The following is a 21,892-nucleotide window of genomic DNA, read 5'->3' as shown; positions in this document are numbered from 1 at the left end:
GTGTCCAGGCGTATATTCACTGCTTACTTCGTTTTCGATTTCTTGATGTGGTCTTCCAGCTCATTGAACGTCGGGCGCTCGGTCGAGAACAGCACCTTGCGGCCGAACTCCACGGCCAGCGCCGGCGCATAGCCGTTCAGGCTGGCCAGCAGGGTGACTTTCACGCATTGGAACATCTTGCTCGACTCTTCCAGCTTCTGTTCCAGCAGGCTGGCCAGCGGGCCGACGAAACCATACGCCAGCAAGATGCCGAGGAAGGTACCGACCAGCGCGTGCGCGATCAGCATGCCCAGCTCGGCCGGCGGAATGCCCACCGATTCCATCGTGTGCACCACGCCCATGACGGCGGCGACGATACCGAAAGCGGGCAAGCCATCGCCCACCTTGGCGATCACGTGGGCCGGCACGGCGCCTTCGTGATGGTGCGTCTCGATTTCGTTGTCCATCAGGTTTTCGATCTGGAACGCATCCATGTTGCCCGATACCATCAAGCGCAGGTAATCGGTCATGAATTCGACGATGTGGTGGTCGGCCAGCACGGCCGGATACTTGGAAAACAGCGGACTTTCCTCGGGCTTGTCGATATCGCCTTCGATCGACATCAAGCCTTCCTTGCGCACCTTGCTGAGCACTTCGAACAGCAGCGACATCAGTTCCATGTACAGCTCTTTGGTATAGCGCGAACCCTTGAACAGGCTGGGCAAGGCCGCGATCGTCGCCTTGATGGCCTTGTTATTGTTACCAACAAGGAAGGCGCCCAGGGCGGCGCCGCCGATCATCAGCAACTCCAGCGGCTGGAACAGCGCCGCCAGATGGCCGCCGGCCAGCGCGAAGCCGCCAAAGACCGAGGCGCAGACGATGATGTATCCGATTATGACTAACAAGTGCCCTGACTCCCAATAATGGCCGCGGCTGTGTGCCCGGCATGTTCAAACCTGTTCCTGTCTTCTGGCGGCTGCGCCGCCGGCAAAGACAGCGGCAAAAAAAGCAACCGGAAGTTAATTGAAATGCGCTGCTTTTCAATGCAAATCCGAGAAAATGCCGTGTGGAACTACAATAACGTGAGATTGCCCTACGGGCAAGCAAATAACGCAGACAATTGCTTAAAAGCACCATATGTAAAGTAAAGGGCCACCCTCTGTGGCGGCGATGGTCTTATCGGGCGCGCGTGCCGCGATCTGGAATTCGTAACTAAGAAGCATGCTACCGGGCAACATTTCCCTTTCCGCCTTGCGCCACAGGGCCGCCATCGCCGCCGGCGACAGGTAGGCAAAGACGGCATCGTAGCGGCCGAAATCGAGCGCCTCGTAATCGCCACGCAGGAAGCGCGCGCGGCTGCCCGCCAGCCCCGCGCGCACGCGGCTTGCCAGCCACGGCAGCGGCGCCAGCTCGATGCCGGAAAACTGCCCGTCGGGCCGGCGCCGCGCCAGGTCCAGCACCAGGCCGCCCAGGCCGCTGCCGATATCGACCAGCCGCACGCCGGGACGGTCCGCGATGAGCTCGGCCACCGCCTGCCATACCTTCGGCCCCGACGGATAAAACGGCACTTGCGTACGGAACGTCGACCAGTACAAACTCAGCAGGAAAACAAAGGCCGCCAGGAACACGGCCGGCGGCAGATCGAGCAGACTGGCTGCCAGCAAGGCAGGCGCGAACAGCAGGCCGATGGCGCACCACCACCGCGCCAGTCCCGCGCGCCACGTGATGAGCGCCGCCAGCACGCCCTGCACCAGCGCCACGGCCGGCAACGACATGGCCACGCCGGCACGCGCCAGGCCATATACCAATAGCAACATCAAGGGAAAGGCCAGCACCTGGATCAGGATGGCCTTGAGCGCGGGCGCGCGCAGGATTTGTTGCAGCATGGGACAGTCAACGGAAGAAAATGCCAGTGTAAGCGAAAGCACCATGAAAAAACCGGAGTCCGGTCTGGCGACCGCTCCGGTTTTCACTGAGGCTATTATTGGGACAATATCAGGCGGTGACGCTCGGCGGCGCGACAGCGGCCGCTTCATCGCGCGCCTTCTTGGTCTTGCCGGCACGCGAAGGCATGTGGCACAGGCCGCAGACATAATCGGCGTTCAGGTCGAGGCAGTTGACGACAAACTTGCCGCCGCACTTGCCGCAAGGGGCCATGTCCAGCATCTTGCTGCTGAAAAAGCGCACCAGGGTCCAGGCCCGCGTCAGCGACAGCAGGGGCTCTTCACCCGCTTCGGGTGGCATCTGTTCCAGATACAGCTTATACGCCTTCATTACGGCTTCGATGCCCGTGGCGCCGGCGTGGTCAACGAGGAATTTGTGGATATTGATGAACAGCGAGGAATGGATATTCGGTTGCCAGGTGATGAACCAGTCGGTGGAAAACGGCAGCATGCCCTTGGGCGGCGAGACGCCCTTCAATTCCTTGTACAGATTCAGCAGGCGTTCGCGCGACAGCGAGACTTCGGTCTCCAGCAGTTGCAAACGGGCGCCCAGCTGTATCAATTCGATGGCCAACTGGATTTCCTGCGCTTCCGATACGACACTTTTCTTGGCCATGCTGCTTGCTCCGCGACTGACGAGTACTAATTTAAAAGCTTAAGCGATTTCTTCGACGCCTTGGCCGGCCATCAGGATAGCCGCGTGCGATTGTGCCAGCGAGCGGTCTTTATTGTAGTTCGTCAACATGCCCAGGATGGCGCTGTCGTCGAAGCGGAAGCGGGCCAGCATCATGTTGCCGCCAGCCAGTTTCAGGATCTGCGCATTGCTCATGCCTTCGATCAATTCCGCGATTTCGGCGGCAATGCCCAAACGGAAGATGGCCGTTACCTTGTCCGCACGAATCATTTGCTGGGCCAGCATCAGGTAGCTCAGGTTAGCGTCGCGAATCTCAGCCATCATGTCGTTAGCAGTCATTTCCATCTCCTCAATCCGTTGAATTCAGCTGGCGTTGTGTGTTGCCAGTGAGATACATTCTGCAGGAGCAACATTAAACGCAACAGAGGCGTAGCGCTGTATTTTTGGTCGGGGAATAGCTGATGGGATCGTAGGTGTTTGTCTGACAAACACTGCTCGATCATGCTCGCACGCCAGCAATGGCGCGGATGTGGGAGGTTGGCTCTGTGTCGGATTTAGCCGACTTTTGGCCTGTAAAAAATATCACTTTTTTACAACAACTTGATAAGAATCAAGTCTATCTACCTAGATAACGGCTGCCCTGGCAGGAACTTTAGGGCTTTTTTGAAAAATATTTAAAAAGCCCGCATTCTTTTTCCGTCGGTTTGACACCGTTCATGTAATCGTTGACGGCGGCGTCTGGCAAAACTTTAGGGTTATTTGAAAATATTTTAAAAAAATCGTGATCTTTTTCGTTGACGCCCCACAAACGTGCATTTTTTCACTGCCTGCCCATGCCAGGAAACACGTTTTTGCGGCGGGAATTTGCTACACTGCCACTTCCGCGTGATACTTTAAGCCTCAAGCAATATCATGCCACCCAGACAAGTATCAATATGAAAGCCACCATGATTTCTCGACATGACTGCAGCGCGCGCGACCTCGATGACCCGCTGGCGCCCCTGCGCCAGCAATTCGACTTGCCGCAAGGCGTGATTTACCTCGACGGCAATTCCCTGGGCGCGCGGCCGAAAGCGGCGCTGGCCCGCGCGCAGCACGTCATCATGGCCGAATGGGGCACCGACCTGATCCGCAGCTGGAATACGGCGGGCTGGTTCGACCTGCCCAAGCGCCTGGGCGACCGCCTGGCCCCGTTGCTGGGCGCCGGCACGGGTGAAGTGGTGATCACCGACACCACCTCCGTCAACCTGTTCAAGGCCCTGGCCGCCGCCTTGCAGATGCAGGCCAGCGATCCCGCGCAGGCCGCGCGCAGAATCATCGTCAGCGAACGCAGCAACTTCCCCACCGACCTGTACATGGCGCAAGGCCTGGCCGCCTGGCTCGACCGCGGCTACCAGCTGCGCCTGGTCGACAGCCCGGACGAACTGGCGCAAGCCATCGACGCCGATTGCGCCGTCGCCATGCTCACGCACGTGAACTACCGCACCGGCTACCAGCACGACATGGCCGCCATCAGCAGCCATTGCCACGCGCAAGGCGCGCTGGCGCTGTGGGACCTGGCCCATTCGGCCGGCGCCGTGCCGTTGGACCTGAACGGCGCCGGCGCCGACCTGGCCGTCGGCTGCACCTATAAGTACCTGAACGGCGGCCCCGGCTCGCCCGCCTTCATCTGGGTGCCGGAAAAACACCAGGCGCGCTTCCGCCAGCCTTTGTCCGGCTGGTGGGGGCACGCCACGCCATTCGCCATGGAGCCCGGCTTCGCGCCAGCCGACGGCATCGCCCGCGCCCTGTGCGGCACGCAGCCGATACTCTCGCTGGCCCTGGTCGAATGCGGCCTCGATATCTTTGCGCAAACGAGCATGGAAGCCATCCGCCGCAAGTCGCTGGCCCTGACCGATCTGTTCATCGCGCTGGTGGAACAGCGTTGCGCCAGCCATCCGCTGGGCCTCGTCACGCCGCGCGAGCATGCACGGCGCGGCAGCCAGGTCAGCTTCACGCACCCGCACGGCTATGCCGTGATGCAGGCGCTGATCGCGCGCGGCGTGATCGGCGACTACCGCGAACCGGCCATCATGCGCTTCGGCTTCACGCCCCTGTACACGAGCTTTGCCGATGTGTGGGATGCCGTGGAAATCCTGCGCGACATCCTCGACACACTAGCCTACGACATCGCCGCCAAGCGCGATGCGGTCACCTGAACCATCCCATGAGCGACGACAAGAATATGAACAAGGAAAACACCAGCGGCTGCCCCATGCATGCGAGCGGCCAGGATGCGCAGTGGCATGGCGCGCAGATGGATTTCAGCGAATCCATGAGCTACGGCAATTACCTGGCGCTGGACCGCATTCTGACGGCCCAGCATCCGCTGTCGCCGAATCACAACGAAATGCTGTTCATCGTACAGCACCAGACGAGCGAATTGTGGATGAAGCTGATGCTGCACGAAATGCACGCCGTGCGCGCCAACCTGCAAAGCGGCGACCTCGCGCCCGCGTTTAAAATGCTGGCCCGCGTGGCGCGCATCATGGACCAGCTGGTGCATGCCTGGGACGTGCTGGCCACCATGACGCCGCCCGAATACACGGCCATCCGCCCTTACCTGGGCGCCTCCTCCGGCTTCCAGTCTTATCAGTACCGCGAGATCGAATTCATTTTGGGGAACAAGAACGCGGCCCTGCTCAACGTACATACGACAGCGCCCGATACCTACAAGGTGCTCGACGCCGCCCTGCGCGCGCCGTCCGTCTACGACGAGTCGATCAAGCTGCTGGCGCGCAGCGGCCTGCCCATCTCCCCCGAGCGCCTGAACGCCGACTGGACCCTGCCGACCAGCGCCGACGCCTCCGTCAAGGCGGCGTGGCTGGAAGTCTACCGCGACCCGTCGAAACACTGGGCCCTGTACGAACTGGCCGAAAAGCTGGTCGACCTGGAAACGGCCTTCCGCTTCTGGCGCTTCCGCCACGTGACGACGGTCGAACGCATCATCGGCTTCAAGACGGGCACGGGCGGCACGGCGGGCGTCAGCTATTTGCGCAAGATGCTCGACGTGGTATTGTTCCCGGAGCTCTTTGCCCTTCGCACGGAGTTATAACTTTAAGGAGCATCGATGTCGTCTCTCGTCCTGACCCTGGCCGGCCTGTGGAATTCCGGGCCGCAGCACTGGCAAACCCATTGGGAAACACGCCACCCGCAATGGTCGCGCGTGCCGCACCGGGAATGGCAGACGCCGGACAAGGACGAATGGGTGGCGGAACTCGACCGCGCCATCGCCGTCTGCGAGCGCCCGCCCGTGCTGGCGGCGCACAGCTTGGCCTGCACGCTGGTAGCCCATTGGGCGGCCAGCGGTTCGCCGCACAAGATCGCCGGCGCCTTCCTGGTCGCCCCCAGCGATGTGGAAGCGCCCTCCTACCCATCCGGCACGACGGGCTTTGCGCCGATGCCGCTGCAAGCCTTGCCGTTCCCCAGCCTGGTGGTCGCCAGTGGCGATGATCCCTACGTCAGCTTCTCGCGGGCACGCGCGTTTGCCACCGCCTGGGGCAGCGATTTCACCATGATCGGCGACGCCGGCCATATCAATGGCGACGCCGGCTACGGCCCCTGGCCGGACGGTGAACAGCTGCTGCTGGACTTCTGCGCCGCGCACCAGCCCTGAACGGGGCGCGCACGCGCACACGATAGAAGCACCGCTATTTGCCCACAAGGAAGAACGCAGGCAGAATCGTGGCCTTTCCATAGCGGCGCCCCGGCGCCAGCCACACGATGAAACGTCTGCTTCTGCCCTTGCTCCTCTGCTCCGCGCTGGCCCACGGCGCGCCCTTTTATGAAGGCAAGAGCCTCGCCCATCCCGCCATCAGCGCCTCGCAGGACAGCGGCCTCGATATCGCCTTCCTCAAGGAAAAAGAAGGCGTCAATGGCTATTACTGCGAGTGCAAGGGCAGCGGCTCGAAACCCATATTGCTCGACCAGTTCGGCAATGCCGTCATCCGCTCCGTCTTCTACGCCTCGCTGGACCAGGAGACGAACGACAGCGTGCAAACCATGCTGGTGCTGTTCCGTCAGGGCGACAAGAATGGCTTGCGCGCCTACCGCTACGACCGCAGTTCCGGCAAGTACCGGCGCCTGGACGGCTTGCAGCCGGCCCTGAACCGCATCGTGGCGCAAAGTGCCGCGCCCAACGCGGGCCAGGTCAAGGCGGCGCTGGCGAAGCTGGCGCCGATGGACTACAGCGTCGCGCGCGGCAAGAGCGGCAATGCGGACTTCGACGCCATCGACCATACGCAGGGCACCATCGTCGGCTACTACAGCGATGAGGGCAAGCCCGTGGCGGCTGGCAGCCAGGACGCCATCATCTACAAGAAAACCTTCCAGAAAAATGGCGATCGTTTTCTCACCGCCAGCTACACCCTGTACAGCGATGTCGGCGCCGGCATCCTGCGCAATTACCGCCTGTGGCAAGTGACGTGGGAAACGGCGCCGAAGCAGTTTACAGGCAGCCAGGAAGGCCCTTCCGTCATCTACAGCCTGGCCTGGGACGACGGTTCGGTGGTCGAGCGGGGCCAGTACGTGAAGGGCAAGCGCCAGGGCCTGTGGGTGCGCGACGGCATGCACGAAGGCAGCGAAAAAGGCCATTTCGTCAACGGCCTGCAGGAAGGCCTGTGGTCCTTCAACTATCCCAAGCAGAGCGAGAGCGGCATGTACCGGGCCGGCAAGCGCGAAGGCCGCTGGACGGTCGTCAACTATGCCGATGCAGAGGAAGTGACGGGCTTCGACACCTACGCGGGCGGCCAGCTGAACGGCCCGCACGAACGCAGCATGGGCGGCAAGCTGCAAACGCGCGGCAACTACGTCAACGGCGCGCGCCATGGCGCGTGGATCACGGAAGACGGCGACGGCAGCTTCATCGAAGGCTTGCGCGACGGGCCGTGGAAGCTCAAGCTCAAGGACAAGGCCACGCAAAGCGTCACTTACGTGCAAGGCAAAAAACAGGGCGAGGCCCTCGACACGGATGCGCAAGGCGCGCTGCGCGTGCGCGACCATTACCAGGCGGGCGTGCTCGAAGGCAGCCGTACGCGCTATCTGGGCCCGGCCGGCAAGGAATACGCGGTCTACACGGCCTCCTACCGCAGCGGCCAGCTCGATGGGCGCGAACAGGCGTTCGACGACAGCGGCAAGATCCTGCGTCTCGACACCTTGTGGGACATGGGCAAGAAGCAGGGCCTGGACGCGCGCTACTACCCGAACGGCAAGCCGGAGCGCCTGGCCGTCATCGACCAGGGCCGCCTGCTCACGCACCTGCGCGAGTACTATGAGGACGGCCAGCTGCTCAACGACATCCACCGCTGCACCTTCAAGGAGTCCGGCAGCACGCGCGACGACGTATGCGAGTACCACCACATGTACTACCCGGACGGCAAGCCGCAGTATTACTACGCCTTCCAGTTTGGCCAGCGCCAGGAAGGCTATTCGAACTACCCGAACGGCAAGCGCAAGGACGAACTGCTGGTAGACCGCGCCGCCGACACCTCCGTCCTCAACGTCTATTACGAAAGCGGCCAGCTCAAATGCACGGAGCCGCGCAGCGGCCACAGCACCCGCACGGTCAACGGCGAGACCATGATCAGCTACGCTTCGACCGACCGCGACGGCGACAATATCTGCTACCACCCGAACGGCAAGGTGGCCAGCATCTATACCTTCCGCAAACGCGTGCTCGTGGAGTGCGGCAAGCGCTACGACGACACGGGCAAGCAGACGTTTCCGGGGCCGGAAGGCTGTCCTCCCCCCAGGAAAGTCGACTATCCGATAGGACTATGATCATGACGCAAACAACACAGCCGCAGCGCATCCAGAATCCCGGGCGCATCGACGCCAGGGCGATCCGCGCCGCCATCGCGGGCGGCCAGCAGGTGCTGGTGCAGTTCGATACCCTGGGCGAGCCGGAGCCGCTGCTGGCCGACCTCGACGCCCTGGCCGCCAACTGCGGCACGGCGCTGACCATCCGCATCTACGGTTACGACCCGCGGGTGTTCGATGCCCGCATCCTGCGCGCGCTGCCGCATGTGGCCAGCCTGTCCATCGATTGCCACTGGCAAGCCATCCATCTGGAAACCTTGGGCGAGCTGCGCCACCTGAAGCGCCTGAGCCTGGGCGTGTACCAGCTGGCCGAGGCCGACATCCTGCAGCTGGACAATTTGCGCGGCCTCGAATTCCTGTATCTGGGCGAGTCGGCCAAAAACAATATCGACCTGGCGCCGCTGCGCCAGTATGCGCACCTGGCCAGCCTGGCCATCGAGGGCCACCACCAGCACATCGACACCCTGGCCAGCCTGCCGGCGCTGCACGAGCTGTCGCTGTACCGCATCAAGAACAAGGTGCCGCTGGATTTTATTTCAGAGATGGCCCGCCTGGACAGGCTGCTGTTGCAGCTGGGCGGCCGCGAATCGCTCGCGCACATCGAGGCGCCGCTGTTGCGGAAATTGGAAGTGATACGCGTGCGCGGCCTGGAAACACTGGGCGATATCGGCCGTTTCCCGCTGTTGCAGGCCCTATGGGTGGAAGACCAGATCAAGCTGCGGCAGATCGCGCTGGGACCCAATTCCGCGCTCGAACGCCTGAATCTGCACACCTGCAAGACGCTCGACAGCCTGCCCGGCCTGGCCACGTTGCCCGCCCTGCGCCAGCTGTCGGCATCCGAGACCATGCTCGACATCGACGCCTTGCTGGCGCATGGCTTGCCCGCATCCCTGACGCATGCGCGCCTGCGCACGGGCAGGAAAACACGCGACGACGCCATCGCCGCGCAGCTGGCGCAACTGGGCTACGAACAGGCGCGCCCTTGCTAATATCAGCGGCCGGCCGCCAGCTTGCGCTGCCATAGCGCCACGTCGATCATCACGCCATCCGCGCCCGTGTTGCGGATGTAGACGCGGTAACTGCCCTGCCCCATGTCGCCATCGAGGTAGGCCGTGCGCTCGTTGCGTTGCAGCCTGGCGCCCTTGGCCACCCGGCGATAGCGCTCCACCACCGTATCGAAACTGGCATAGCTGCGCAGCGCCACTTCCAGGTCGCGCGGCGGGCGGCCTTCCGCATGGTCCAGTACATTGTTCTGCTTCTTGCCCTTCAAGGTAAGCGGATAGGCAAACACGCCGGCGCCGGCCGACGTCAACACAGTAGACTTATCGAGCAGCAGCGGCAGCAGCGCCGGCGGATACGCGGGCGGCAGCTGGGCGCGATTCCAGCCCGGCAGGGCCGGTTGCGCCAGCACATATTCGACGCTGGCGATCCTCTGCCCATCGGCGCCCGCTTCCTTGTCGCCCGCGATCAACGCCAGCATGGGCGGCAATTGCCTGGCCCAGGCCAGCAAGGGCGCCGCATCCCCGACCAGCATGCCCTTGCGGTGGAATACCGTCAGCACGGCATTCGGATCGGGATTGCAGACTTTCGCCAGCGGCTGGCCCTCCAGGTGGCAATGCCCGTTGACCAGGCCAAAGGCGATGATGGCGCCGCGCTTGTCGAGCAACATGGCGCCCCGCTCACGGCCCTGCTTGCGGTCATTCATCGACGCCAGCAACTGGCGGCCATCGGCCAGCACGGTACGCGTGGCGTCGCGCTTTTCGCTGATCGCTTCGAGCGCCTGCGCCAGCAGCAGTTCATCGTCTTCCGTGTAGCTGCCGCGCGCGTAACCGAAGAAATCGAACAGGGCCGCGCGCACTTGCGGGTCTTCGCTCAGGCGCGGCAAGGGACCGCCGGCCAGCAGAGAAGACAGGCTTTTCCCGGCCGGCGCCGAAGGTGCCGCCGTGGCGCAGGCGGGCTGGGAAAGGACACAGGACGCTGCCAGCAAGGCGCCGCCCAGGGTACGGTAATTCGAAAAAATGATATGCATGATTCTGTCTGTCGGGGATTTGACCGCTCTTACGGCCACGCATGACGCGCTGGCGATTCTAGCATGGCGCCAGCGCCCATGCCGTGCCGCTGGCGGACAGTGCATATGCCGGCGCGGCTGCTATGATTGCCGCAATGACGACTCCCACCCACGCCTCGCCCCTGCTTGTCCTCCTGCCCGGCATGGATGGCACAGCCCGGCTATTCCACCGTTTTGACGCCGCCTTGCGCGCGCAGGCCGCCATCGACACCCTGGCCATCGCCTATCCGGCTGCACCGCTCGATTACGCGGCGCTGGAAGCATTCGTGCGCGAGCGCTTGCCGCAGGACCGCCCTTTCGTCGTGCTGGCCGAATCGTTTTCCGGACCGCTGGGGGCAGCCCTGCGCGCCGATCCGCCACCCGGCATGCGCGCCCTGATCCTGTGCTGTTCATTCGTGCGCAATCCGCGTCCGATGCTGGCGCCGCTGCGCCACCTGCTCGGCCTTGTGCCCTTTGGCGCCATGCCCGGCTTCGCCCTGCGCCAGGCGCTGCTGGCGCCCTGCTCCACGCCGGAATTGCAGGATGAACTGGCAGCGGCGCTGGCGCAAGTGCCGCCCAGCGTACTGCGCCAGCGCCTGCGCGCCGTGCTGGAAATAAGCGAAACAGACGCCTCGCGCAGCTTCGCGCGCGGCAGTCTGCCCGTGCTGTATCTGCGCGCGCGCCACGACCGCCTGGTGCCGCCGGCGAACGCCCTGCAGATACTGCTGCAGGCGCCCGGCGCGCAACTGGCCGACATCGCTGCGCCGCACATGCTGCTGCAGGCGGCGCCGGAAGCGGCAGCCAGCGCCGTCACCGCTTTTCTCGCTGGCCTGTCAGCCGCGCAGGTATCCGCTTAAACGCGCGCCGGCCAGCACGGCCAGCCAGCTCAAGCCGCCCGCCAGCGCGCTGAAGTAGATTGCCCGCAGCGGATGCTGAGGCAACAGATACGCGAGCACGGCCGCGCCCAGCAAGCCGCACAGCGCCGGCTTCCACCTGCCGGGCGGCAACAGCGCCAGCAGCAGATTCGTGCCCGCATACACATAAAACACGAGCAGCAAGGCCAGGCCGCCGGCCACACCACGCGAGCCAAGGCTGCCGAACTGCTGCGTGTACAGGTAAAAACCCAGCCAGCTCAACACAATAAACAGCAGGCAGCCCAGCGCGTGCGCGCCCAGGCCCGCCATCAGGCGGTTCTTCATGGCAATCATCCGTATCGTCCCGTGCAAAGCCGCATCATAGCGATTTTGTTGCCGATGTCATCGGTTGACTTGCCTACCTACTAGATGGTAGACTTATTTCAAACCCGGTATTTCAGCCGGCAATCCTTTCGCGCCACGGCGCATTCGACTCTTTGCGAGGCATCACATGCATCAACTGTTCACCCCTTATGACCTGCCCGGCATTTCACTGGCCAACCGCGTCGTCATGGCGCCGATGACGCGCACGCGCACCCTGGAAAACAATCCCGACGCGCTCACCGCGCTGTATTACGCCCAGCGCGCTTCGGCCGGCCTGATCGTCACCGAAGGCTTGCCCGTCTCCGATGAAGGCCGCGGCTATTTGTACACGCCCGGCATCTACAGCAGCACCCAGGGCCAGGGCTGGCGCCAGGTGACCGATGCCGTGCATGCCAAGGGCGGCAAGATCTTCGCCCAGCTGTGGCACGTGGGCCGCATGTCGCACGTATCGATCCAGCCTGGCAACGCGGCGCCCGTCGGCCCCAGCGACGTGGCGGCGGAAAACACCACCGTCTACGCCTGGATCGAAGCGGGCAAGGCGGGACCGGTGCTGCCCAGCGTGCCGCGCGCACTGACCGTCGACGAGATCGCGCGCGTCACCGCCGACTTCCTGCATGCGGCAAAAGTCGCTATCGACGCTGGCTTTGACGGGATCGAGATCATGGCCGCCAACGGCTTCCTGTTCGACCAGTTCCTCAGCAGCGCCGTCAATACGCGCACCGACCAGTACGGCGGCAGCATCGCCAACCGCCAGCGCTTTTTGCTCGAGACCATAGATGCCCTGTCGGCAGCCATCGGCAGCGGCAAGGTCGGCGTGCGCATCTCGCCATTCGGCCGCCTGTACGACATGCGCGCCTATGCCGATGAAGCGCAAGTGTGGAGCAGCGTGGCGCAGGCGCTCGATACGAGAAAGCTGGCCTATGTGCACCTGAACTACCAGCCAACCATCACGGCGGCGGAAGTGCCGCACGGCTTTGGCGCGCAATTCCGCCAGGACTACCATGGCACCCTGATCGGTGCGGGCGGCTTCACGCAGGAACTGGCGCGCAGCGAACTGGAAAAAGGCGACCTCGACCTGATCGCCTTCGGCATGCCATTCATCTCCAACCCGGATCTGGTGGAACGCATGCAAAACAACTGGCCGCTGGCCGACAGCGACCGCTCGACCTATTACGGCGCCAGCGGCGCCCCGTCCCACGGCTATACCGACTATCCGGCGTATAGCGCGGCGGCCGGCGCCAACATGCTCAATGGCATCAACGTGGCAGCATTGCAGCAATTCGCCCAGAGTGTGGCAAGCCATCCAGACAAAGGCGAAGCCCGTTTCAACGTCAAGACCCGATGGCAACACCAGACGCGCAGCGTGGCCACCGTCAGCCACTATGTCCTCGGCGGTGAAAAGCATGCGCGCCATTTCGAGATCGCCTCGGACGAACCGCATGAATTGCTGGGCCAAAACACGGCGCCCAATCCGCAAGAGCTGCTGATGGCCGCCCTCAACGCCTGCCTGTCGGTCGGTTACGCGGCCAATGCGGCGGCCATGGGCATCACCGTGCACAGCCTGGAAATCGAAACGGACGGCAAGCTGGACCTGCGCGGCTTCCTTGGCCTGGACGAGAGCGTCAATCCCGGCTACGACGAAGTCAGCTACGTCGTGCGGCTGCGCACGGATGCCTCGCGCGAGCGCGTCGAAGCGCTGCATCAGGCCGTGACCAAAACATCGGTCAACCTGGCCAATTTCTCGAAGGCCATCCGCATGCTGCCCACTCTGGAAATTATCGAGGCCTGATACACCTCCGGGAATCATCGAACCACCAACCCGCGCGCAAGCGCCTACATAGCGAGGAAATCATGGAAGACTGGAAACAAGCTCGGCAAGATATCAACACACGTGCGATGCAACTGAACGCATTGACGCCCGACACCATGAAAGGCATCGCCGCATTGGGCAGCGCCGGCGACAAGACCAACCATCTCGATGCGAAGACGCGCGAGCTGATCTCGCTGGCAGTGGCCGTCACCACGCGCTGCGACGGCTGCATCGCCTTCCACGCGGCCGCCGCCAAGAAGCTGGGCGTGACCGTGGAAGAAATTGGCGAAGCACTCGGCGTGGCGATCAACCTCAATGCCGGTGCCGCGCTTGTCTACAGCACCCACGTGCTGGACGCATTCGACAAGGCTTGATACCGCCGTACCAGCCGGCCTGGCATGCGTGCACGCTGGGCCGGCCATTCAAGGAGCAACAATGAAACACAACACACAAACGCTGGTCGTCGACAGCTGGTCCGATTTCGTCTGCCCCTGGTGCTGGATTGCCAAGCACCGTTTCGAGAAGGCCCTTGCCGCTTTCGAACACAAGGACGCCGTGCAGGTCAGGCTGCGCGCTTACCGCATCGCGCCGAACCATCAGGCCGAACCGATCAAGGCAGCCTTGCTGAAAAAATTTCGCGATCCGCTGGCCGCCGAGGGCATGTTGTACTCGGTGCAGTCGCACGGGGAGGCGGAAGGCTTGGCCTACCGCTTCGACACCATGCTGTTTGGGGACACCATGGATGCGCACATGCTCGTCAAGGCCGCCGGTGACGCGGCTTTGCAACAGCGCCTGGTCGAAGTACTGTATGAGCAAAGTATTTCGCACGGCAAGTCGCTGTTCGACCGCGATTCCCTCGCCTTGCTCGCGGCCCAGGCGGGCGTGCCTGCCGAAGTGGTGCAGCAGGCCTGGTCGACACCGCAATGGCGCCAACAGGTGCAGGACGATGAGTACCAGGCCTCGCGCATCGCTTCCGGCGTGCCGCTGTTCGTCTTTGGCAATGGGACGCATATTTCTGGCGCCCAGCCGCCAGAAGTTTTCAGGCAGGCGCTGGAGAACCTCCATGCGCAATCCCAAGAGAACCTGGCCGCATCGGCCGGGGAGGTCTGTGGCCTGGACGGCTGCATCCTCCCCTAAGCGCTGGCGGCAGCTTCCCTGGCAGGCCCCGCCGTGTCCAGATAGCCGTGGACCGCGCGTCCCAGGCGCCGCACAAGCGACGCCATATCCGTTTCTCCCCGCAACGCCGCGGCGTCGATGATGCCGCGGCACAGCGCAATCACGTCGGCGGCAGCAATATCTGGGTCCGCGACGTCATGACTACACAATCCTGCTGATATTGCACATCGTCCCTGCCATCGCCTTCATCGGCCCGATGATGCTGACTCCGCGCCTGCAGAACCTGATGCGCGAGCCTGCCGGTCGCGATACATTACATAAACTCCATCAGCAAATCGCCGTCGCAGGCTGGCTGCTGCTTGCCGGCGGGCTGGTCCTGCTGTACCAGCAAGAATGGGCGTGGCTGCACATGGGCTGGATGCGGCTGTCGCTCGCACTGTTTATCGGCGCGCAAGCCATCGACCATTTCTGGGCGGACAAGGTGGAAGCGAAGGTAGAAGCGAAGGTGGAACAGGGATACGCGCAGGCGGGCGCCAGGCTGGGAACCTGGCTGTGCATCAAGCTGGCCGTGTTTTTAAGCATCTGCGCGCTGATGATCGCCAAACCCGCCCTGTTAGCCTGAGCGGGCTGGCCAGCGCTACGCCAGATTGTCGAGCATGTAATGAAAAGCGGCTAGCGGATCGGTCGAAGACCCCAGAGCCCAGCCTATAAAGCTGGCGCCCTCCAAGGCACTGAGCAGCATGAAGGCATAGTCCTTCGGCGCTTTCCGCAAGGTCCAGCCGTGCAACTGCGCCGCCAGCGCGACATTGTTTTCCATCCAGTCCAGCTGCTGCGCCATCAGTTGCCTGCCCAGGGCCTGCAGCGATTCGGGCAGCGCCGCCATTTCAGCCGCCAGCGCGCCGCACAGCGGCAGCAAATGATCGTTGGCGCTGGCCAGGAACAGCCCGGCGAACTCACGCAGGCGTTCGACCGGATCGGCATGCGCCGCATCGATGGCTTGCAGCTTCACGGTAAACACCTCGATATATTGCGTGATCAAGGCCACGCCAAGGTTTTCCTTGGTAGGGAAATGATGGTGGATACTGGCCTTGCGTATGCCGATTTCTTCGGACAAATCGGCATAGCTGAAAGCGGCATAGCCTTTCGAACGCAGGTGGATCTCTGCGCTTTTCAAAAGGGCGTCGCGGGTACTCACTGACATGACAGACTCCTGCACCAACGGCCATGCCGGCCATTGACGGATTAAATTCAACAAGGGGCAATTATGCCTGAAGTCGCCGTGGCCAGGGCTTGTGGTATGCGCATGCGGCGCTGAACATCGCGCATGAAAAAAGCCGGCCCTTTCACGAGGAAAGGGCCGGCCTTGATGCATCAGCCGCCGTGTCGGATTACGGCAAAAGAATTACTTCGCCGAATTGAGCAGCAATTCGTTCAGGCGTTTCACGAAACTGGCAGGGTCGGCCAGCGAACCGCCTTCGGCCAGCATGGCCTGGTCGAACAGGATGTTGGCCCAGTCGCCGAACTTGCCGCCTTCCGCGTCTTCATACTTCAGACGCGTCACCAGCGGGTGGTTCGGGTTGATTTCCAAAATCGGCTTCGATTCCGGCGCGCTCTGGCCTGCCGCCTTGAGCATGCGCAGCAGGTTGCCCGACAATTCGTTTTCATCGGCCACCAGGCAGGCTGGCGAATCGGTCAGACGGAACGTGACGCGCACGTCCTTGGCCTTGTCGGCCAGCACAGTCTTCATCTTGCCTACCAGGTCGGCGTACGAGGTTTCCGTTTCTTCGTGCTCTTTCTTTTCCGCTTCGTCTTCCAGCGCGCCCAGATCCAGGCCGCCCTTGGCGACGGAGACCAGTTCCTTGCCTTCGAAGTCCTGGATAAACGACAGCATCCATTCATCGACGCGATCCGTCAACAGCAGCACTTCGACGCCCTTCTTGCGGAAGATTTCCAGGTGCGGGCTGTTCTTGGCGGCAGCGTAGTTGTCGGCCGTGACGTAATAGATCTTGTCCTGGCCTTCCTTCATGCGCGCCACGTAGTCGGCGAACGAGGTGATTTGTTCATCGCTGTCGTTGGCGGTCGACGCAAAGCGCAGCAGCTTGGCCAGACGTTCCTTGTTGGCCGCGTCTTCACCAATGCCTTCTTTCAGCACCTGGCCGAATTCCTTCCAGAAGACGGCGTACTTGTCCTTCTTGTCCTGCTCGTCCGCGTTCGCCAGCTCTTCCAGCATGCCCAGCACGCGCTTGGTCGAGCCTTCGCGAATGACTTTCACGTCGCGCGACTCCTGCAGGATTTCACGCGACACGTTCAGCGGCAGGTCGGCCGAGTCGATCACCCCGCGCACGAAACGCAGGTAGGTTGGCATCAGCTGCTCGGCATCGTCCATGATGAAGACGCGCTTGACGTACAGCTTGATGCCGCCGCGCTTGTTGCGGTCCCACATGTCGAACGGCGCCTTGGCCGGGATGTACAGCAGCTGCGTGTATTCGCTGCGCCCTTCCACGCGGTTGTGCGTATGCGTGAGCGGCGACTGGAAGTCGTGCGATACGTGCTTGTAGAATTCGTCGTACTGTTCCGGCGTGATATCGGCCTTGTTGCGGGCCCACAGGGCGCTGGCCTGATTGACGGTTTCGAATTCGTCTTTCAGGACGGTTTCCTTTTTCTCGTCGTCCCACTCTTCTTTCTGCATCACGATCGGCAGCGAGATATGGTCCGAGTATTTGCGGATGATGGACTTGATCTTCCAGCTCGACAGCAATTCGTCCTCGCCTTCGCGCAAGTGCAGGATGATGTCCGTGCCACGGCCCGTTTTTTCGATGGTCTCGATGCTGTAATCGCCTTCGCCGGCCGATTCCCAGCGCACGCCTTCAGAGGCGTCCGCGCCGGCGCGGCGCGTTTCGACGGTGATCTTGTCGGCGACGATGAAGCCCGAATAGAAGCCCACGCCGAACTGGCCGATCAGGGCTGCGTCCTGCTGCTGGTCGCCCGACAGCTTGCCGAAGAATTCCTTGGTGCCCGACTTGGCGATGGTGCCCAGGTGCGAGATCGCCTCGTCACGGGTCATGCCGATGCCGTTGTCGGAAATGGTGATGGTGCGCGCATCCTTGTCGAAGCTGACCTTGATCTTCAATTCGTGATCGTTGCCGTACAGGGCGTCGTTATCGATCGCCTCGAAGCGCAATTTGTCGGCCGCGTCGGACGCGTTCGAGATCAATTCGCGCAGGAAGATTTCCTTGTTCGAGTACAGGGAATGGATCATCAGGTGCAGCATTTGCTTCACTTCGGTCTGAAAACCCAGGGTTTGCTTTTCGGAGACAGCCATTTTTACCTCATAGTCTTGTGGATGGACGGATTCTACGGAGTTGGGGATGGTACAAGCGATTTCAAGAGCTCCCGAAAAATGTGCTGTTTTACCCCAGTGTGCGGCCGAAAAACGCCCAGATGCGCTCGTCCTGCACCGTGGCCAGGTTCAGGCGCATGCGGGTCGACGGTAGCTGGCGCGGGGAAAACAGGCTGCCCGGCGCCAGCACCAGGCCTTCGGCCAGCGCTTTTTCGGCCAGGACATTCGTGTCGCAGCCCGCATCGGCCCACACGAACATGCCCGCCGATGCCGGCTCGAAGCGCAAGCCCGCCTGTTCGACCTTGCGGTAGGTACCGTCGCGCACCTTGTCGAGCCGCGCGCGCAGGCGCTCCGCATGCTTGCGGTACAGCCCTTGCGAGAGGATTTTATACACGACCCTTTCGCCGATGTCGCTGGTGGTGAGGGTAGCCAGCATCTTGCGGTCGGCCAGGCGCTGCGCCCGTTCCGGGGACGTGGCGATGAAGCCCACGCGCAGATTCGCCGCCAGGCTCTTGGAAAAGCCGCCCAGGTAAATCACGCGGCGCAGCTGGTCCAGCGCGGCCAGGCGCGTGGCCGGCTGCACCGCGCCACCGGGATGCATGTCGCAATAAATATCGTCTTCGACGATGAGAAAATCATGCTGTTCGGCCAGACGCAGCACCTGAAACGCCTTGGCCGCCGACAGCGACGTCGAACTGGGGTTGTGCAGCACCGAGTTGATCACGTACAGCCTGGGGCGATGCAGGGCCGCCAGCTCGGCCAGCACGGCGATATCGGGACCGTCGCCGAGGCGCGGGATGCCGATGACGTGCATGCCCATGGCGGCAAAGGCGCCGAACATCAGCCAGTACGCGGGATCGTCGACGAAAATGGTCTCGCCGGGGCGGGCAAACTCGCGCGCCACCAGGTCCAGCGCCTGCATTACGCCCACCGTGGTGACGATCTGCTCGGGCGGGCAGGCGATTTCCAGCTCCGCCAGCTTCAGCTGCAACTGCTGGCGCAACGGCAGGAAACCCTGCGGCGCGCCATAGCCCAGCAGCAAACTGCCAGGCTGGCGGCTGACGTCGCGCAAGGCGCGCGCCACCAGGTCGCCATCGAGCCATTCGGCGGGCAGCATGCCGGAACCGGGCGCGGGGATGGACGGTGTCTGGCGAAACATGTTACGGATCAACCACACCACGTCCATCGGCTGCGCCACCGCATCCTGCGCGCCAGCGGGCGGCGCCGGCGTGTTCAGGGGCGAGCGCTCGCGCACGAAAAAGCCGGCGCCGCGCCGCGATTCCAGGTAGCCGCGCGCCACCAGCTTGTCGTAGCTGGCCACCACCGTGGCGCACGACACGTCCAGGCTGGCGGCGCACTGGCGGATCGACGGCATGCGCGCGCCGCCGCGCAGCAGCTTGTCGTCGATGCGCGCCGCCAGCGAGCGCGCGATCTGGTCGATCAGGGTTTCGCCCGAGGCGCGCGACAGCAAGGGCAGGGACGGAGAGGCGAGTGTATTGCTCATATGACCATCACAGTATGTGGAATTATGCGTAAAAGTGTATTTGTACTGTACTGCTATTGCGCCCTAGGATAGCAGTACCGGGCACATTCATCCACCTCTGCCCGCCTTTATCTCACACACCCGCACCAGGACAGCCATGCCATCGCACGCCACCACCACCCCCAGTTCCCTCCCGCGCCTCGGCGCCGACCGCACAGGCTTGTTGCTGGGCTTGATCGCCGTCGCCCTCTTCAGCCTGACCCTGCCCTTTACGCGCATGGCCGTGGCCGAACTCGATCCCACCTTTGTCGCCCTGGGCCGCGCTCTGGTGGCGGCCATGCTGGCCGGCCTGTGGCTGTGGCAGCAGCGCGCGCCCATGCCGCGGCGCGAGCAATGGTTGCCGCTGGCGCTCGTGTCGCTGGGCTGCGTGCTGGGCTTTCCCTGGCTGACATCGATCGCCATGCGCAGCCTGCCTGCCTCGCACGGCGCCGTGCTGGTGGGCATCCTGCCGCTGGCCACGGCCGTGTTTGCCGTGCTGCGCGGCAAGGAACGTCCATCACCGGGTTTCTGGCTGATGGCCCTGCTCGGCACGGCGCTGGTGGTGGCGTTCGCGCTGCGCCAGGGCGGCGGCAGCTTCCACCTGGCCGACTGGCTGATCTTTGCCGCTGTGCTGCTAGCTGCACTCGGCTATGCGGAAGGGGGACGCCTGGCGCAAGCCATGCCGGGCCAGCACGTGATTTCCTGGGCGCTGCTGCTGGCCGTGCCGTTTGTCTTGCCCGTGGTGCTGTGGAACGCCTGGCCGCAGCGCGCGCTGATGGCGCAGGCCAGCGGCGCAGCCTGGCTGGGCTTTGCCTATATTTCCGTGTTTTCCATGTTTATCGGGTTCTTTTTCTGGTACCGGGGCATGGCGCTGGGCGGCGTGGCGCGCGTGGGACAGACGCAGTTGCTGCAGCCTTTCCTCACCCTGGTGGGCGCGGCCGTGCTGCTGAACGAGCCCCTGACGGGTGAAAGCCTGCTGTTTGCCGGCGCCGTGATCGCCGTGGTGGGGATCGGGCGCAAGCTGAAGTAACGCTCCCTGACGCCCATTTGCAACGCCCTTGCGCGTGCGGATGGGCAGAGCGGCGTGCAAGCCGTACAATACCGCAGCACCATGGCGACGCCTATCCGGCGCCGCTTGCGCACGCACCGCCACAAGCGGGCCAACAAATCCAGCCGGCGCAGCTCGGCATCTTCTGTGAGACTCGTATGAAAATTGAAAATCCGAATCCGATCCAATGGCGCTTTGCCGAACGCGCGGAACAGCTGCAAAGCTCGTTCATCCGCGAAATCCTGAAGATCACGCAGCGTCCCGAGATCATCTCGTTTGCCGGCGGCCTGCCCTCGCCCGCCACCTTCCCCGTGGAAGAAATGAAGACCGCCTTCGACAAGGTCCTGTCGAACAATGGCAAGGTCGCCCTGCAATACGGCCCGACCGACGGTTACCTGCCGCTGCGCCAGTGGATCGCCGATTCGCTCTCGGGCAATGGCGGCACCATCATGCCGGAACAAGTGCTGATGACGTCCGGCTCGCAACAGGCGCTGGACTTGCTGGGCAAAGTTTTGATCGACGAAGGCAGCAAGGTATTGGTGGAAACCCCCAGCTACCTGGGCGCCCTGCAGGCGTTTTCGGTCTACCGTCCCGAATTCGTTTCCGTCGACACCGATGACGAAGGCCTGGTGCCGTCGTCGATCAATCCCGTCGCCGATGGCGCGCGCCTGCTGTACGCGCTGCCGAACTTCCAGAACCCGACGGGCCGCAGCCTGTCCGTGGCGCGCCGCGTGGAACTGGTGGAAACCTGCGCCCGCCACGGCCTGCCGCTGATCGAGGATGATCCGTACGGCGCCCTGAGCTACAGCGGCGAGCCGTATCCGAAGATGATCAACATGAATCCCGATGGCGTGATCTATATGGGCTCGTTCTCGAAAGTGCTCACGCCCGGCATCCGCCTCGGCTACGTGGTGGCGCCGATGCCGCTCGTGCGTCGCCTGGAGCTGGCCAAGCAGGCAGCCGACCTGCACACCTCGCAGCTGACGCAGATGGTCGTGCATGAAGTGATCAAGGATGGCTTCCTGGACCGGCATATCCCCAGCATCCGCAGCCTGTACGGCAACCAGTGCCAGGCCATGCTGTCGGCGCTGGAAGAGCACTTCCCGGCCGGCGTCACGTGGACCAAGCCGGAAGGCGGCATGTTCATCTGGGTCACCCTGCCGAAGCACATCGACGCGATGAAACTGCTCGATGAAGCCATCGCCAATAAAGTGGCATTCGTGCCGGGCGCGCCGTTCTACGCGAACACGCCGGAAACGCACACCTTGCGCCTGTCATTCGTGACGGTGCCGCCGGAACGCATCCGTGTAGGCATCGCCATCCTCGGCAAACTGATCGCCGCAAAAATGTAACTCGCCT

General features: G+C 63.0%; 21 protein-coding genes and 1 pseudogene. 13 read left to right on the top strand and 9 right to left on the bottom strand.

Annotated elements, in window-relative coordinates; genetic code table 11:
• Window positions 1-23 precede the first annotated feature (23 nt).
• The 4 genes from motA to flhD form a co-directional block, all read right to left on the bottom strand.
• Entirely contained in the window at window positions 24-884 is an 861-nt protein-coding gene (gene motA / locus AC3IQ7_RS11010) for a flagellar motor stator protein MotA (RefSeq protein ID WP_077401985.1), read from the bottom strand.
• Window positions 885-1,103: 219 nt separating this feature from the next.
• The gene (locus AC3IQ7_RS11005; protein WP_489209530.1) at window positions 1,104-1,865 is read right to left on the bottom strand and encodes a class I SAM-dependent methyltransferase; all 762 of its coding nucleotides are present in this window, start codon (window positions 1,863-1,865) and stop codon (window positions 1,104-1,106) included.
• Window positions 1,866-1,974: 109 nt separating this feature from the next.
• Window positions 1,975-2,538, bottom strand: a complete 564-nt coding sequence (gene flhC, locus AC3IQ7_RS11000; RefSeq protein ID WP_077401979.1) for a flagellar transcriptional regulator FlhC — start codon at window positions 2,536-2,538, stop codon at window positions 1,975-1,977.
• Between the two features lie 39 nt (window positions 2,539-2,577).
• The gene (flhD, locus tag AC3IQ7_RS10995) at window positions 2,578-2,895 is read right to left on the bottom strand and encodes a flagellar transcriptional regulator FlhD (RefSeq protein ID WP_034758381.1); all 318 of its coding nucleotides are present in this window, start codon (window positions 2,893-2,895) and stop codon (window positions 2,578-2,580) included.
• 608 nt (window positions 2,896-3,503) lie between these two features.
• Here flhD and kynU point away from each other — a divergent pair.
• From kynU to AC3IQ7_RS10970, 5 genes are all read left to right on the top strand, one after another.
• Window positions 3,504-4,754, top strand: a complete 1,251-nt coding sequence (gene kynU / locus AC3IQ7_RS10990) for a kynureninase (protein WP_489209527.1) — start codon at window positions 3,504-3,506, stop codon at window positions 4,752-4,754.
• An 8-nt stretch (window positions 4,755-4,762) separates the two neighbouring features.
• Window positions 4,763-5,650: a tryptophan 2,3-dioxygenase gene (kynA, locus tag AC3IQ7_RS10985; protein ID WP_489209525.1), complete on the top strand. Its 888-nt coding sequence runs from the start codon at window positions 4,763-4,765 to the stop codon at window positions 5,648-5,650.
• A gap of 15 nt (window positions 5,651-5,665) precedes the next feature.
• Complete coding sequence (locus AC3IQ7_RS10980; RefSeq protein WP_099380611.1) at window positions 5,666-6,211, top strand: RBBP9/YdeN family alpha/beta hydrolase; 546 nt, start codon at window positions 5,666-5,668, stop codon at window positions 6,209-6,211.
• Window positions 6,212-6,318: 107 nt separating this feature from the next.
• Complete coding sequence (locus AC3IQ7_RS10975) at window positions 6,319-8,373, top strand: hypothetical protein (protein WP_489209522.1); 2,055 nt, start codon at window positions 6,319-6,321, stop codon at window positions 8,371-8,373.
• A 2-nt stretch (window positions 8,374-8,375) separates the two neighbouring features.
• Window positions 8,376-9,401: a leucine-rich repeat domain-containing protein gene (locus AC3IQ7_RS10970; protein ID WP_489209521.1), complete on the top strand. Its 1,026-nt coding sequence runs from the start codon at window positions 8,376-8,378 to the stop codon at window positions 9,399-9,401.
• A gap of 2 nt (window positions 9,402-9,403) precedes the next feature.
• Here the strand turns inward: AC3IQ7_RS10970 and AC3IQ7_RS10965 are convergent, their stop codons facing one another.
• Window positions 9,404-10,441, bottom strand: coding sequence for a hypothetical protein (locus AC3IQ7_RS10965; protein ID WP_322428087.1), 1,038 nt, complete (start codon window positions 10,439-10,441; stop codon window positions 9,404-9,406).
• Window positions 10,442-10,575: 134 nt separating this feature from the next.
• On the opposite strand from AC3IQ7_RS10965, the gene AC3IQ7_RS10960 reads away from it, so the two are divergent.
• Window positions 10,576-11,316, top strand: coding sequence for an alpha/beta fold hydrolase (locus AC3IQ7_RS10960; protein WP_489209519.1), 741 nt, complete (start codon window positions 10,576-10,578; stop codon window positions 11,314-11,316).
• Here the strand turns inward: AC3IQ7_RS10960 and AC3IQ7_RS10955 are convergent.
• The gene (locus AC3IQ7_RS10955) at window positions 11,293-11,658 is read right to left on the bottom strand and encodes a hypothetical protein (RefSeq protein WP_489209517.1); all 366 of its coding nucleotides are present in this window, start codon (window positions 11,656-11,658) and stop codon (window positions 11,293-11,295) included. The genes AC3IQ7_RS10960 and AC3IQ7_RS10955 overlap by 24 nt on opposite strands.
• A 166-nt stretch (window positions 11,659-11,824) precedes the next feature.
• Here AC3IQ7_RS10955 and AC3IQ7_RS10950 point away from each other — a divergent pair.
• The 5 genes and pseudogenes from AC3IQ7_RS10950 to AC3IQ7_RS10930 all read left to right on the top strand — a co-directional run.
• Window positions 11,825-12,919: pseudogene (locus AC3IQ7_RS10950) on the top strand (alkene reductase); the annotation flags it as partial.
• A 21-nt stretch (window positions 12,920-12,940) separates the two neighbouring features.
• Window positions 12,941-13,486: an OsmC family protein gene (locus AC3IQ7_RS10945; RefSeq protein ID WP_489210427.1), complete on the top strand. Its 546-nt coding sequence runs from the start codon at window positions 12,941-12,943 to the stop codon at window positions 13,484-13,486.
• A 62-nt stretch (window positions 13,487-13,548) separates the two neighbouring features.
• Window positions 13,549-13,881 carry a carboxymuconolactone decarboxylase family protein gene (locus tag AC3IQ7_RS10940; protein WP_489209515.1) on the top strand — a complete coding sequence of 111 codons (333 nt, stop codon included), beginning with the start codon at window positions 13,549-13,551 and terminating at the stop codon, window positions 13,879-13,881.
• A 61-nt stretch (window positions 13,882-13,942) separates the two neighbouring features.
• The gene (locus AC3IQ7_RS10935) at window positions 13,943-14,644 is read left to right on the top strand and encodes a DsbA family oxidoreductase (protein ID WP_489209513.1); all 702 of its coding nucleotides are present in this window, start codon (window positions 13,943-13,945) and stop codon (window positions 14,642-14,644) included.
• Between the two features lie 199 nt (window positions 14,645-14,843).
• Complete coding sequence (locus AC3IQ7_RS10930; protein ID WP_489209511.1) at window positions 14,844-15,245, top strand: hypothetical protein; 402 nt, start codon at window positions 14,844-14,846, stop codon at window positions 15,243-15,245.
• A 15-nt stretch (window positions 15,246-15,260) separates the two neighbouring features.
• Here the strand turns inward: AC3IQ7_RS10930 and AC3IQ7_RS10925 are convergent, their stop codons facing one another.
• The 3 genes from AC3IQ7_RS10925 to AC3IQ7_RS10915 form a co-directional block, all read right to left on the bottom strand.
• Window positions 15,261-15,824, bottom strand: coding sequence for a TetR/AcrR family transcriptional regulator (locus AC3IQ7_RS10925; protein ID WP_489209509.1), 564 nt, complete (start codon window positions 15,822-15,824; stop codon window positions 15,261-15,263).
• Window positions 15,825-16,025: 201 nt separating this feature from the next.
• A complete protein-coding gene (gene htpG, locus AC3IQ7_RS10920) occupies window positions 16,026-17,945 on the bottom strand; it encodes a molecular chaperone HtpG (RefSeq protein WP_034758403.1) in 1,920 nt (639 codons plus the stop codon).
• 88 nt (window positions 17,946-18,033) lie between these two features.
• On the bottom strand, window positions 18,034-19,467 hold the full coding sequence (locus tag AC3IQ7_RS10915; RefSeq protein ID WP_489209507.1) for an aminotransferase-like domain-containing protein: 1,434 nt from the start codon (window positions 19,465-19,467) through the stop codon (window positions 18,034-18,036).
• A 136-nt stretch (window positions 19,468-19,603) separates the two neighbouring features.
• Here AC3IQ7_RS10915 and AC3IQ7_RS10910 point away from each other — a divergent pair, with 136 nt between their 5' ends.
• Both AC3IQ7_RS10910 and AC3IQ7_RS10905 read left to right on the top strand, forming a co-directional pair.
• Window positions 19,604-20,515: a DMT family transporter gene (locus tag AC3IQ7_RS10910; RefSeq protein WP_489209505.1), complete on the top strand. Its 912-nt coding sequence runs from the start codon at window positions 19,604-19,606 to the stop codon at window positions 20,513-20,515.
• Window positions 20,516-20,691: 176 nt separating this feature from the next.
• Window positions 20,692-21,885, top strand: coding sequence for an aminotransferase-like domain-containing protein (locus tag AC3IQ7_RS10905; protein WP_035826548.1), 1,194 nt, complete (start codon window positions 20,692-20,694; stop codon window positions 21,883-21,885).
• Window positions 21,886-21,892: the final 7 nt, after the last annotated feature.

This window comes from Janthinobacterium sp. GL_088 (genome assembly GCF_057837845.1).
The sequence above is the reverse complement of the archived record's forward strand: the minus strand, read 5'-3'. Positions and strand labels throughout refer to the sequence as shown.